Annotated in this window: 8 protein-coding genes; 7 read left to right on the forward strand and 1 reads right to left on the reverse strand. The window is 47.6% G+C overall.

Annotated features, from left to right (window positions below; genetic code table 11):
* Positions 1 to 92: 92 nt before the first annotated feature.
* The 7 genes from BMZ72_RS29490 to uxaC are packed head-to-tail and all read left to right on the forward strand — an operon-like array spanning position 93 to position 13,492.
* Positions 93 to 3,053 carry a SusC/RagA family TonB-linked outer membrane protein gene (locus BMZ72_RS29490; protein ID WP_089813924.1) on the forward strand — a complete coding sequence of 987 codons (2,961 nt, stop codon included), beginning with the start codon at positions 93 to 95 and terminating at the stop codon, positions 3,051 to 3,053.
* A gap of 26 nt (positions 3,054 to 3,079) precedes the next feature.
* Positions 3,080 to 4,729, forward strand: a complete 1,650-nt coding sequence (locus tag BMZ72_RS29495) for a RagB/SusD family nutrient uptake outer membrane protein (RefSeq protein WP_089813926.1) — start codon at positions 3,080 to 3,082, stop codon at positions 4,727 to 4,729.
* A gap of 19 nt (positions 4,730 to 4,748) precedes the next feature.
* Positions 4,749 to 6,944: a glycosyl hydrolase family 28 protein gene (locus tag BMZ72_RS29500; protein ID WP_089813928.1), complete on the forward strand. Its 2,196-nt coding sequence runs from the start codon at positions 4,749 to 4,751 to the stop codon at positions 6,942 to 6,944.
* An 18-nt stretch (positions 6,945 to 6,962) separates the two neighbouring features.
* Positions 6,963 to 8,855: a DUF4350 domain-containing protein gene (locus BMZ72_RS29505; RefSeq protein ID WP_089813930.1), complete on the forward strand. Its 1,893-nt coding sequence runs from the start codon at positions 6,963 to 6,965 to the stop codon at positions 8,853 to 8,855.
* A 51-nt stretch (positions 8,856 to 8,906) separates the two neighbouring features.
* Positions 8,907 to 10,352 (forward strand): tagaturonate reductase, encoded by a 1,446-nt coding sequence (locus BMZ72_RS29510; RefSeq protein ID WP_089813932.1) that lies wholly within the window; start codon positions 8,907 to 8,909, stop codon positions 10,350 to 10,352.
* 12 nt (positions 10,353 to 10,364) lie between these two features.
* Positions 10,365 to 12,029 (forward strand): UxaA family hydrolase, encoded by a 1,665-nt coding sequence (locus BMZ72_RS29515; RefSeq protein ID WP_089813933.1) that lies wholly within the window; start codon positions 10,365 to 10,367, stop codon positions 12,027 to 12,029.
* 29 nt (positions 12,030 to 12,058) lie between these two features.
* Positions 12,059 to 13,492 (forward strand): glucuronate isomerase, encoded by a 1,434-nt coding sequence (gene uxaC, locus BMZ72_RS29520; protein ID WP_089813935.1) that lies wholly within the window; start codon positions 12,059 to 12,061, stop codon positions 13,490 to 13,492.
* A gap of 340 nt (positions 13,493 to 13,832) precedes the next feature.
* Here the strand turns inward: uxaC and BMZ72_RS29525 are convergent, their stop codons facing one another.
* A complete protein-coding gene (locus BMZ72_RS29525; RefSeq protein WP_089813937.1) occupies positions 13,833 to 14,864 on the reverse strand; it encodes an alkene reductase in 1,032 nt (343 codons plus the stop codon).
* Between the last annotated feature and the right edge of the window lie 3 nt (positions 14,865 to 14,867).

The raw sequence follows: 14,867 nt of genomic DNA on the forward strand, positions 1-14,867 counted from the left end.
GCCACAATATATTGCCACTGTAGCAATATCACTATTTCCATTGCGGACTAACAATTACCCAATTTTAGAAGACAGATACAACACGTTACGTTATGAAAAAACTACTCATCATCTGCTGGCTTTTGCTGGTAAGTGTCGCTGTGACATTTGCTCAGCGCCAGACAATTAAAGGGCGGATATCCGACGCAGAAACCGGAGAACCGCTGGTTATGGTCAATGTGCAACTCAAAGGATCCACAACAGGCACACAGACCGACGCTACAGGCGCATTTTCTCTTACCGTTCCCGATGCTCAGACCGGTGTACTGATGATCAGTTACCTCGGCTATCAGGCATTGACACAAAACATTAATGGCAACAGCAACATTGTAGTGAAACTGGAAAAAGATAATAAACAACTGGACGAAGTCGTGGTCGTAGGTTATGGCGAAGTAAAGAAGCGTGACCTGACCGGCGCTGTTACATCCGTGAAAGGCGAAGAACTCAGAAAGGTGCCTTCCACTAACGTAATGGAATCTGTACAGGGTAAACTGCCAGGTGTCGATATCACTAAAAGCAATGGCGCAGCTGGTGCAAAGATCAATGTGACCGTACGTGGTAACAGATCTATCCGTGCGGATAATGGTCCGCTGTACATCGTAGACGGTGTACAATACGAAAATATACAGGACATCAACCCCAACGATATTCAGTCAATGGAAGTACTGAAAGATGCTTCCTCCACCGCTGTATACGGATCAAGAGGCGCAAACGGTGTCATTATCATCACCACAAAAAAAGGTGCTTCTGGTAAACCGCGTGTTTTTGTCAACACCTACGCTGGTATTTCACAGGTAGCAGGCTATCCTGCGATGTCTACCGGCCCGCAATATGTTGCACAGAAACGTGAGGCAAACCGTACCACCGGCCGCTGGAAAACAGAAGCTGATGATCCCCTGATCTTCAATGCTGCAGAAGTAGCGTCTATTCAGAACAATCTCTGGACAGACTATGCAGATCTGCTGATCCATGATGGTTTACAACAGGATTATCAGGTGGGCGTATCCGGTGGTTCTGAGAAAACCAAAGTCTATCTCTCCCTGGATTATTTTGATGAGAAAGGTATCTTCAAACTGGATCACCTGAAACGTTATTCTGCCCGCTTAAACCTCGATCAGACCATCAATGATTATCTGAAAGTCGGTATGCAGAGTCAGGTGACCTACTACAACCAGGATAATCGCCGTGATCCACTGAACCAGGCAAATAAGATCGTACCGCTTAATCTTCCCTATGATGAAGATGGCAACCTGATCCTGTTCCCTAATATGGGTTCTATGATCAATCCGCTGGCAGACGAACAGCCCAATGCCTATCAGAATAATGGTCGTGTGACCCGCACCTTTGTAAATGCCTATGTAGAACTGACGCCTTTAAAGGGGCTGTCCTTCCGTTCCAACCTGGGTGTGACACTGGATAATGCCCGCACAGGGATCTTTGCTTCCAAAAACACGATCGAACGTTCCACAGCATCGGCTTCCAGATCGCAGTACAATAGTGGCAGCAAACGGTATATCAGCTGGGAAAACGTACTGAACTATACACAGAAACTGGGCGATCATACGTTCGGTCTGACAGGTGTAGCCAGCTTGCTCTCTGATCAGCGGGATTCCAGTTTTTTACAGGGTGAAGGCCAGTTGCTGCCGGCGCAGTTATATTACGCTTTACAGAACAACGTAAGTGGTATTGCGATCCGTTCCAGCTATATGGCGAATAAACTGATCTCATTCACCGGTCGTATCAACTACAACTATAAAGGGAAATACCTGTTGTCACTCACCGGCCGTTCAGATGGTAGTTCCAAACTGGCGCCGGGTAATAAATGGGCATTCTTCCCTTCCGTAGCAGGTGCATGGCGTGTATCTGATGAACCTTTCATGAAATCACAACGCGTATTCAGCGATCTGAAAATACGTGCGAGCTATGGTATCGCGGGTAATGATGCGGTACCGCCATATGCCACCGCCAGTTATCTGACCAAGATCCCGTTCTCCTACGATGATACCAACTCGGCACTGGCCTACGGTATCGGTAGTCAGATCGGTAACAGGAACCTGAAATGGGAGCTTTCTGCCACCACGGATATCGGTCTGGATATGAGTTTCTTTAACGGCAGGATTGGCGCTACCATCGATCTGTATGATACGAAAACAAAAGACCTGTTGCTGCAAAGAACACTGCCATCTTCCTCCGGTGTAAGTACCGTGATCCAGAACATTGGTAAGACCAGGAACAGGGGTATTGAGATCGGTATCAACACCGTCAATGTCAGAAGCAGAAACTTCAGCTGGAATTCCAATATCGTTTTCTCTAAAAATAAAGAAGAGATCGTGGCACTGGCTGATGCCAATACCAATGATGTTGCCAATGGATGGTTTATCGGTTATCCGGTGCGTGTATTCTACGACTATGAAAAGGTCGGTATCTGGCAGACCAAAGAAGCGGATGCGGCCACTGCCTTTGGCTATAAACCAGGCGATATCAAAGTGCGTGACCAGGACGGTAACGGCGTGCTGAATTCACAGGATCGTGTGATACTCGGCAGACAGGTCCCTACCTGGAGTGGTGGTCTGAACAACGATATCCGCTTTATGAATTTTGACCTGAATGTGTATGTATTCGCCCGCATCGGTCAATGGATCAATTCAGAATATGCAGCGAAGTATGATCCGCAGGGCCTGGAGAATAGTGCACCGCTGGACTACTGGACGCCTGAGCATGAAACGAATGCTTATCCGCGCCCGAATGCCAGCGTTTCGAAGGACGGCACGCCTTTCATCAGAACACTGGGCTATAAAGATGGTTCTTTCGTGAAGATCCGTAACATTTCCCTGGGTTACACGCTGCCGGGTTCAGCGCTCAAAAACCTGCATCTGACCAACCTGCGTGTCTATGTAACAGGTAAGAACCTGTTCACTTTCAGTAAAGTGAAAGACTATGATCCGGAGAGAGGCGGTGACCTGAGTAATCCGCTGACGAAAATGTATGTAGCCGGTCTGAACGTAGAATTCTGATTTCATTCAAATTAACCTTACAAGTCATGAAACGCTATATAAATCTTTTTATCATATTGATCGCGGGGGCTGGTCTGCTGGCTGCCTGTAACAAACAACTGGAAGAATATAATCCATCCGGACTGACCGTAGATCAGGTGTTCAGTACACCTGATGGTTTTGAAACACTGGTCAGCGCCGCTTATTCTTATAATCGCTGGTGGTATGGAAAAGAAGAAGGTTACAGTATCTCAGAAATGGGTACTGATCTCTGGACCAGCGGAACCGGTGATAAATATCCTGACCTGACACAGTATATCAACTTACAGGCCAGCAATGGGGTGATGAGCGTCATGTGGAGACAGCTGTATTCCGCTATCAATTTGTGTAATACAGGTATCGGCAGAATTGGCAATGCCGGTTTTACGGAAGAGAAACGCGCCATGCGCGATGCCGAACTGCATTTCCTGCGTGCATTCTATTACTGGCATATTGTAGAGATGTGGGGTGGCGTACACTTTACTGTTACAGAAACGGCAGGTGTGGAAACAACGGCTAACCGTACACCCGTAGACACTTTCTATGCACAGATATTCCGCGACCTGGATATTGCTGTAAAGAATCTGCCGGTGACTACCAGTGATTATGGCCGTGCCACGAGACCAGTAGCACAGGCATTCCTGGCGCGTATGTATCTGACCCGTGGTATGAATGACCGGGCAGCAGCACTGGCTGATTCTGTGATCACTAAGTACGGTTTCTCCCTCGTGCCGAAATATGCGGACCTGTGGAAGATGGATAACCTGCAAAACAAAGAGATCGTATGGGCCGTTAACTATATGAAGAACCTGGTGTTTGACGACAGACTTGACGCAACCTTATATCCAAATGGCCACTCCCGCGGTGCGAATAACGGTCACCTGATGTTTGGTATGAAATATGACGACTTACCGGGTTTACAGCGTGATGTCCTGAATGGCCGTCCTTTCAACAGATATATGCCTACGCTCTATCTGCTGGACCTGTTCAATGAGAAAGCAGATGCCCGTTATGATGCGACCTTTAAAAGCGTATGGCTGTGTAACAATACCAAGACAGCGCCGGCAGGTATGAAACTGGGTGATACGGCGGTGATCTGTACCAAATATGTCGTTTCCAATGCAGACACGGCTGGTAAGAAATACCGGGTGTATGACAGGAATATCTGTTACTATGCCAACCAGGGTGGTAAAGACCGTACGCGTTACGTTTCCTTACAGAAATTTGATGACCCAAGCCGCGCTTCCATGAATGAGGAACAGAGTGCGAAGGACGCTTATATTATCAGACTGGCCGAATTGTACCTGATCGCTGCGGAAGCACAGATCAAACTGGGTAATACCGGTAAGGCGGCAGACTATATCAACGTACTGCGTAAGCGTGCGGCTATTCCGGGACATGAGGCTGAAATGGAAGTGTCTGCTGCAAATATGACCCTGGAGTTTATCCTGGATGAAAGAGCCCGCGAACTGGCAGGCGAGCAGCTCCGCTGGTTTGACCTGAAACGTACCGGTAAACTGTCCGCACACATTATTGCGCACAATCCGGATGCTGCAAAGAGTTTCCAGGAATTCCACAATCTACGTCCGATCCCGCAGGATCAGATCGACGCTGTGACCAACAAAACTGAATTTACACAGAATCCAAACTATCAGTAATACCATTAAACCGAAGCTCATGAAGTTGTATCTATTGGCGCTGCTTTTCCCTTTGATCAGCTGGATACCGACAGACGATCCGCCGCGCGTATTTATGATCGGAGATTCCACCATGGCCGATAAGCCTTTGGCAGATAATCCGGAAAGAGGATGGGGGCAGCTGTTTCCCCTGTTCCTGCAGAAAGGCGTGACGGTAAAGAACTATGCCGTAAATGGACGCAGTACCAAAAGTTTCATCAATGAGCATCGCTGGGATAGCGTTCTTGTGCAATTAAAGGCCGGTGACTGGGTGATTATCCAATTCGGGCATAATGACTCCAAAAAGGATGATTCGACCCGTTTTGCGGCTCCTAAGGGCGCTTATAAGGATAATCTGATCCGTTTTGTGAAAGAAGCCCGGGCAAAAGGGGCTAATCCTGTCCTCGTGACACCGGTCATGCGCAGGAAATTTGATGAGAAAGGCGCCTTCGTCGACCAGCATGGCGAATACCCCGGCGTAGTACGGGAGCTGGCTGCCAGTCTGAAAGTACCGCTGATCGATCTGCATAAAAGCAGTGAGGCCTTACTGGTACAACAGGGTGTACAGGGCTCTGAAAAGTTATTTAAAACCACTCCGGCAGGGCACTATAGTACCCTGCCGAATGGCGTAACGGATAATACCCATTTCAATACTTATGGCGCTACCCTGGTCGCAGGACTGGTAGCCAGAGAGATCAGGGATAAACATATAGGTCTGGAGAAATACCTCCAGCAGACTGAATTCGAAGGTAAATACCGTTTTGACCTGCCGGAGATCTATGAGCCGCATTTCAAAAGAGATACGCTCACTATCGTCGCATTTGGCGCGAAAGCAGACGGTGTGACGCTGAACAGTAAAAGTATCAACGCCGCCATTACCAAAGCCAGTGAGAACGGTGGGGGTGTGGTGATGATACCCGCCGGACTGTGGCTCACTGGCCCGGTCGTTATGAAAAGTAATGTGAACCTGTACCTGGCGCCTAATGCCCTGTTGCAGTTCACAACAGATTTTGACCAGTACCCGCTTGTAGAAACGACTTATGAAGGATTGAAAGCTATGCGCTGTCAGGCGCCAATATCTGCTGTAAACACAGAGAATATCGCGATTACCGGTAAAGGGATCATAGATGGCGGTGGCGATGCCTGGCGTATTGTTAAGAAAGATAAACTGACGGACTCCCAATGGAAGAAGTTACTGGCTTCCGGTGGTATAGAAGGGGAGGATCAAAAGACCTGGTATCCTTCGGCAAAGTCTCAGAAAGGATCACACACCAAACTCGCAGGTGTGATTGAAGCGGGTAAGACGGCTGCCGACTACAATGATATCAAGGACTTCCTTCGTCCGAATATGCTCAGTATCACTTCCTGCAAATATGTGTTGCTGGAAGGTGTCACCTTCCAGAACTCACCGGCCTGGTGTCTGCATCCGCTGCTGACCGAACATATCACCCTGAGAGACGTATACGCTAAAAACCCCTGGTATGCACAAAATGGCGATGGTATCGATCTGGAGTCCTGTCGCTATGCACGTATCGAAGGTTGCACCTTTGATGTAGGGGATGATGGTATCTGTATCAAATCCGGCCGCGATGAACAGGGACGTAAGCGTGGCGTGGCTACAGAAGACGTGATCGTGAATAACTGTACGGTATATCACGCACACGGCGGATTTGTTGTGGGCAGTGAGATGTCCGGCGGCGCCAGAAATCTGTTCGTTTCCAATTGCTCTTTCCTCGGTACGGACATTGGCCTGCGTTTTAAAACAACCCGTGGCCGTGGTGGTGTTGTAGAAAAGATCTATGTCAACAACATCAACATGAAAGATATACCTGCGGAGGCGATCCTCTTTGATATGTATTATATGGCGAAAGATCCTGTGCTATTATCCGGAGAGAAACGTGAAGCGGTAAAAGTGGAACTGTTCCCGGTAACAGAAGCGACTCCTCAGTTCAGAGATTTCCATATCAGTAATGTGGTGTGTCACGGCGCAGAGAAAGCCATCTTCATACGGGGATTACCGGAAATGCCGATCAGTGATATTCATCTGAAAGATATCACGATCAAGGCGAAGAAAGCGGGTGACTGTATCGTTGGCAACAATATCAGTATGAGCAATGTAACGCTGATCACAGAAGACAACGGTAAACTCAATGTACAGGATAGCAAACAGGTTAAACTGGACATTAGTAAAAGATAATTCATCAAAGTATACGGCATGAAGAAACTACTGAATACCCTTTTGCTCCTCCTGCCGGCGACTGCCTTTGCACAATCAGCAAAGATGGCGGAAACCATGATACGGATATGGGGCGATTCTTTACAACTGGCAGGAAGACATGCACATTGGACGTATGACCAGGGTGTGGTACTGGAAGGTTTTACCGGATTGTGGAAGAACACCGGCGACGGGCAATATTTTAAATTCATACAGACAGGTCTTGATCATTATATTGAGAAAGACGGTACGATACGGACTTACAAGGCTGAAGATTACAACATAGACAACATCAAGAATGGGCGCTCGTTACTGTTGTTATACAAAGTAACCAATGAAGAGAAATATAAACTGGCTGCCGATAAACTAAAAGCACAGCTGGATAAAATGCCGCGTACCAAAGAAGGCGGCTTCTGGCACAAGAAACGCTATCCGTTCCAGATGTGGCTGGACGGATTGTATATGGCAGAACCTTTCTATGCAGAATATGCTGCGATGTATCATGATGAAACAGCATTCAAAGACATCACGCGTCAGTTTGTACTGATGGAAGAACATTCCCGTGATAATAAAACAGGCCTGCTGTATCATGGGTATGATGAATCCCGTGAACAACGCTGGGCAGATAAAACTACCGGTCGTTCTCCTAATTTCTGGGGTCGTGCGATGGGCTGGTATGGTATGGCGCTGGTAGATGCACTGGAATATTATCCTGCCGGTCATCCGGGTAGAGATAGTCTGCTGCAGATCCTGAACCGCATGGCGGTAGCCGTTAAGAAATACCAGGACCCAACGAGCGGTTGCTGGTACCAGGTGCTGGACAAAGCAGGGTCGAAGGGGAACTACCTGGAAGCTTCGGGTTCCTGTATGTTTGTGTATGCACTGGCCAAAGGGATCAGACTGGGATATCTGCCTGCGTCCTACCGGACAGTAGCCGAGAAAGGCTATAAAGGCATTACAAAACAATTTGTACGTACTGCTCCGGAAGGAGGCGTTAACCTGGAAGGTACCGTGAGCGTAGCTGGTCTGGGTGGCGATCCTTACCGGGATGGCAGTTATGCATACTATCTGAGTGAGAAAGTAGTGACCAATGATCCGAAAGGTGTCGGCGCTTATATGCTGGCTTCAAATGAGATGGAGCAGGCAGCTATTCCGCAGACAGGTAAAGGACTGATGGTAACCATCGATAACTTTTTCAATAATGAATTCAGGAAAGGGATTACCGGTCAGCCGGAGTCCTGGCACTACGTGTGGAATGAGATGGACAACGGCGGATTTTCGCTCTGGGGACATATCTTCCATAACAGAGGCGCAAAGACCAATACACTATCCGAAGCACCGACTGCTGCCAATCTCGCAAAGTCCAATATCCTGATCATTGTGGATCCTGATACAGAGAAGGAAACAGCAAAGCCTAACTACATGACGGAAGCACATGCCACACAGCTGGAGAACTGGGTAAAGCAGGGCGGTGTGCTGGTGATATTACAGAATGATGCAGGTAATTCAGAGATCAAAACCTTCAATATACTGACAGATAAATTCGGTATTCATTTTAAGGAAGACAGCCGTAATCATGTGGAAGGCAAACAATTTGAACAGGGCGCACTCTTCCTGCCGGCTGGTAACAGTGTATTCGCACATACAAAGAAGATCTACATCAAAGAGATCTCTACGCTTGCATTAAAACAACCAGCCAAAGCATTGTATACAGATAATGGAGATGTGATCATGGCGACTGCCAAAGTCGGCAAGGGAGCAGTATTTGCCGTAGGCGATCCCTGGTTTTATAACGAATACCTGGATGGACGCCGTTTGCCGGCTTCCTTTGAAAATTACCAGGCAGCTACTGATCTGACGGAGTGGTTATTCAGACAGGCTACTCATAAATAATTAGTAAATACGGTCGATGGAAGTGGTGCATTGACGCATTAAATAAGAAATATGCAATTGAACAAACAGTTTCTGACAGGCAAAGCGCGTGCTGTATTGCCCGAAAAAGTACTGCAATTCGGTACCGGTGTATTACTGCGTGGTCTGCCTGATTATTTCATTGATAAGGCCAATAAGGCCGGTATTTTTAATGGCCGTATCGTTGTGGTGAAGTCTACGGATAAAGGTAATACCGATGCTTACAATGAACAGGATTACCTGTATACGCATTGTATCCAGGGGATCATGCAGGGCAGAAGAGTAGAGGAATATGTTGTAAATGATGCGATCAGCAGGGTGTTGTCTGCTACCGGCGAATGGGAGCAAATTTTGCAATGTGCCACTGATCCGGAGATGGAGATCATTATTTCCAATACGACAGAAGTAGGTATTACCCTGACGGCGGATAATATCCATGCCGCTCCACCGGCTTCTTTCCCCGGTAAACTACTGGCATTTCTCTTACGTCGTTACCGGCATTTCAAAGGAGATACCAATAAGGGAATGGTCATCATTCCGACTGAACTGATACCCGACAACGGAACTAAATTAAAGCAGATCCTTCTGGAACTGGCGCAACAGCATCAACTGGAAGCCGCTTTCACAGACTGGTTATCTACCGCGAATCATATCTGTAACTCACTGGTGGACCGTATCGTCCCGGGCGCTCTTCCGGCAGCTGCACAGGCTGCGGTGGAGGCGCAACTGGGGTATACAGATCAACTGATGATCATGTCAGAGCCTTATGCTTTATGGGCGATAGAAACATCCAGTGAGCGGGTCAGGAAGGTGCTGGCATTTGCACCTGCGGATAGCGGGGTAGTCCTGGCGCCGGATATCAATATCTTCCGCGAACTGAAATTGCGGTTGCTGAACGGTACACATACACTGAGCTGCGGACTGGCCGTATTGGCGGGATTTAATACCGTGAAAGAAGCGATGGAAGATGCTGCGATGGAAAGCTGCATCTCTGCACTGGCACAACATGAAATAGTGCCTGCTATAACGAATGTAGCTATCCGGGAAGATGCGGCCTTACGCTTTGCCGGCAGTGTGCTGGATCGCTTCAGAAATCCGTTTATCGAGCATCGCTGGCAGAGCATCACCATGCAGTATACTTCCAAAATGAAGATGCGCGTAATACCCGTGATCGTACGGCATTATCAGCGCCTGGAAGAAGTACCTGCATTGATGGCATTAGGTTTTGCTGCCTATCTGTTGTTCATGCGTGATGGGGAAGTAACAGATGATTATGCGGACTATTTCAAAGAAAAATGGCAAAGACTGGAGCCAGCCGTATTGGTACAGACGGTATTAAAAGATACTGCCCTCTGGGGTGTCGATCTCACACAGTTACCGGGTTTTGCGCATGCGGTTACGATCATGATGGGTGCATTACTCACAGAAGGAGCCGCATCATTGATCAGAAGGGTATCAGAAGAAACAACGATCGCTTAAATAAAACAGTATATGACGGGATTGAAAAGAAAAGTCCTGAAAGTTCATCCGCAGGATAATGTAGTAGTAGCACTGACAGATCTGAAAAAAGGAGAAAGCGTGCAGGAAAACGGGCAGGTATATACATTGACAGAAGATGTACCGGCAAAGCACAAATTTACAGAAACCGTATTACAGCCAGGTGATGCGATCACCATGTATGGCGTACTGGTAGGCAGAGCAAAAGAAACACTGGCAGCAGGTGCGAAGATAGCAGTAGGTAATGTACAACATGCATCCAGTGATTTTCAACTGGCAGCTACGCGGAAAACAGCCTGGCATATACCGGATATTTCCAAATGGCAGGACCGCACCTTTATGGGGTATCATAGAGCAGATGGAAGCGTGGGTACCGGTAACTACTGGCTGGTGATCCCAATGGTGTTTTGTGAGAACAGGAACGTGGAAGTATTAAGGGAGACATTAGTCGAAGAATTAGGTTATGGCCGTCCGAAGAAATACGCCGCCTTTGCGCGCCAACTGGTGCAGCAATACCAGCAGGGTGCGGATGCTGCCGCTATACTTGAAACGGTATATACAGAAGACAACACAGCAGATGGTCAGCAACGCCTCTTTGAAAATGTGGATGGTATTAAGTTCCTGACGCATGAAGGTGGTTGTGGTGGTATCCGTCAGGATGCACAGACCCTGTGTGGTCTGCTGGCAGGTTATATCACACATGCGAACGTCGCAGGTGCAACAGTACTGAGCCTGGGATGCCAGAATGCACAGATCACCATGCTGGAAGAAGAGATCCGTAAACGTTCCCCTCAGTTCAGTAAACCGCTGTTTATACTCGATCAGCAGCAGACAGGGACAGAGCAGGCTTTGATCACTGCGGCGGTAAGGCAGACGATGGCGGGACTGATTGAAGCCAATAAGATTACCCGTACACCTGCTCCGTTATCAAAACTATGTATAGGACTGGAATGTGGTGGTTCTGACGGATTCTCCGGTATCTCAGCAAATCCTGCTATCGGTTATACTTCCGATCTGCTGGTTGCACTGGGTGGTTCGGTTATTTTATCTGAGTTTCCTGAGTTGTGCGGCGTCGAACAGGAAATGAGTGATCGTTGTGTGGATACAACAGATGCATTACGTTTTATAGACCTGATGCGCACGTATCAACGTCGCGCAGAAGAAGCAGGTTCCGGTTTTGATATGAATCCTTCTCCAGGTAATATCAAAGACGGATTGATTACTGATGCTATCAAATCGGCCGGTGCAGCAAAAAAAGGAGGTACCTCTCCGGTAGCTGCTGTATTAGACTATCCGCAGAAGGTGAGTCTGCCGGGGTTGAACCTGCTTTGTACACCAGGCAATGATGTTGAATCTACCACAGCAGAAGTAGGGGCGGGAGCCACTATCGTATTATTCACCACCGGACTGGGTACGCCTACCGGTAATCCCGTAACACCTGTTATAAAACTGTCCAGCAATACAAAACTTTATCAGCGTATGCCGGATATTATCGATATCAATACAGGCACTATTATCGATGGAGAAGAGTCTATCCCGGAGGCGGGAGAACGCATCCTGAACTATGTCATTGATGTGGCCAGTGGAATTACAAAAGCCAGATCCGTCATCAACGGACAGGATGATTTTATTCCCTGGAAAAGAGGTGTGTCACTGTAATCTACTAACCATTAATTAAACTGTCTACAATGAAGAAGTTCCTGGATGAACATTTTCTCCTGACTAACAATACCGCAAAACGCCTTTATCACGACTATGCAAAGGAGATGCCTGTGATCGATTATCATTGTCATCTTCCGCCGGCGCAGATAGCGGCAGATGCCACTTTTGGTACGCTTACACAGGCATGGTTGTATGGGGATCATTATAAATGGAGGGCGATGCGTACGAACGGGGTGCATGAGAGTTACTGCACCGGTAATAAAACTGACTGGGAGAAGTTTGAGAAGTGGGCCGCTACCGTGCCATATACCCTGCGTAATCCGCTGTATCACTGGACGCATCTGGAGTTACAGCGTTATTTTGATATACATGATATTTTAAGTCCGGCGACAGCTTCGGATATCTATTACAATGCCGGCGCGCAGCTGGAAACATCCGCGTTCAGCACCCGTAATCTGCTGCGTAAAATGAATGTAGCCCTGGTGTGTACGACAGATGATCCGGCAGATACACTGGAGCATCATCAGCAGTTGCGCCAGGATGGTTTTGAAATACCTATTCTGCCTGCATTTCGTCCCGATCAGGCGATGAATGTGGATGATCCGGAGAAATATAATGCTTATCTGGCAAGACTGGAAGAAGCGGCAGGTATTACGATCGATACGTATGCCGATCTGCTGGAGGCATTAAAGAACAGACATGACTTCTTTGCTTCGCAGGGTTGTTCAGTTTCTGATCATGGTATTGAGGAGATCTATGCAGAAGATTTTCTGGAAAAAGATATCAATTCCATCTTCCTGAAAGTAAGGAGTGGTCAGCGATTAAGTTTGCCGGAAGCCCGTCAGATCAAATCTGCCTTGTTGTTACAACTGGCGGAATGGGACTGGGAGAAGGGGTGGGTACAGCAGTATCACCTGGGTGCTTTGCGGAATAATAATTCGCGTATGATGCGTATACTGGGACCAGATACCGGATGGGATTCTATCGGTGATTTCTCTCAGGCGAGGGCACTGGCGAAATTTCTGGACAGACTGGATAGTCAGGATAAATTAGCGAAGACGATATTGTATAATCTGAATCCGGCGGATAATGAACTGCTGGCTACTATGATCGGTAATTTCAATGATGGATCTGTAGCTGGTAAGGTGCAGTTTGGTTCTGCATGGTGGTTCCTTGATCAGAAAGATGGTATGATCAAACAGATCAATGCATTGTCCAATATGGGATTACTGAGCCGGTTTGTGGGCATGCTGACCGATTCCCGCAGCTTTTTATCTTATCCGCGTCATGAGTATTTCCGGAGGATCGTATGTGAGTTGTTTGGGCAGGAAGTAGAAAACGGAGAGCTACCCAATGATGTGGAGTGGATCGGTAAGGTGGTAAAAGACGTCTGCTATTACAATGCGCAGCAGTATTTCAACTGGAAGGAACTGGCTGTGGAGGCGGGTGTAAGCAGATGAAAAAAGCCGCTTTAAATAGCGGCTGTCATTATAATCCTCAGGTCAGTATAAAATAGGCTTTATCTGTTGGTATTCGCTAAAGCTGTTTTATTGGAAATCCTATCTGTTTGCGTCTTAAAAATTATGTGGCAACAGATGGCCTATTTTATACTTCCGGGACTAGTAGAGAATTGCATTCTCCAATGTCACAATCTTCCTCTTTCTACACGGCGGTGATTCTTAAACGAGCTAAATATATATCCTTCACTAATGTTCTTTATGTTTTACCTGTAGAAAGCACTTCCGCAACAGGGCTTCCGCTACGGAAGTGTATACAACTAAACAACTCTCAGATTTATAATTAACAATTCGCGCAAGCGTAATTGGGCTTTTTAAGCGGCTCACTGGAAGTTGTTGCAAACTTACCGGAGAGAGGAGAGGAGACACATGGATTCTCAAATGCGATCAGATCAGCCAGGCCATTCTGCACAGTTTGTTCTGCACTTAAGGCGTCGTAATCACCATTTAAGATCAGTGTTCCATTGAAGCGGGAACGTATGCCAGCAATCAGTGTGGCAGGAGTTGCCGTTTCGGTCAGCAGGTGGATGTAAGACAATCCGTAAGTATCCAGTGCATCTGTCAGGTATTCGTAAGTAGCGTCTATCTGATTGTGATGCTGCAGGTCATTGACCTGGCTGTAAGGAGACAGGAGGATGCCTGTACGGTGCCTGCCTATTGCGTGACTGACAGCTGCCACGGCTTCGAGTACAAAACGTACCCTGTTTGGAATGCTGCCACCGTATTTGTCTGTCCGCTGATTGGTATCAGGGTGCAGGAACTGGTCCATTAGATATCCTTGCGCTGCGTGTATTTCCACTCCGTCGAAACCTGCTTCTATTGCCTGTGTTGCTGCCTTTACATATTGCTGGACCATTTTTCCTACCTCTGATGTAGTCATTGCTCTTGGAGTGGCATGTGGCTGCCAGCCCAGTTTCTCTGTCCATATCTCACCTTTGGCTGTAATGGCCGAAGGAGCTATTACGTCTGCCTTAGCCGGCATGTTGGCAGGGTGTGAAATACGCCCTGTGTGTTTGATCTGTAGGAAGATCCGGCCGCCGTTTTCATGTACGGCTTTTGTTACTTTTTTCCATCCTGAAATCTGATCCTTGCTATAAATCCCTGGCATGTGCGCCTGGCCCATACCGTTTTCTGCAGGACCGGTTCCCTCTGCGATGATCAGGCCGGCTTTGGCCCGCTGGCTGTAGTAGTTGACGGTCACGTCGTTGGGAATGCCCGCAGGTACGTGACTTTTACTAGCGGTGGGCGCCATAACCACCTTGTTTGAAATGGCATAATTGCCTATAGTAGCGGATGATAGTAATGTTGGATACATGGG

The organism is Chitinophaga sp. YR627, from assembly GCF_900114995.1.
Taxonomy (GTDB): Bacteria; Bacteroidota; Bacteroidia; order Chitinophagales; family Chitinophagaceae; genus Chitinophaga.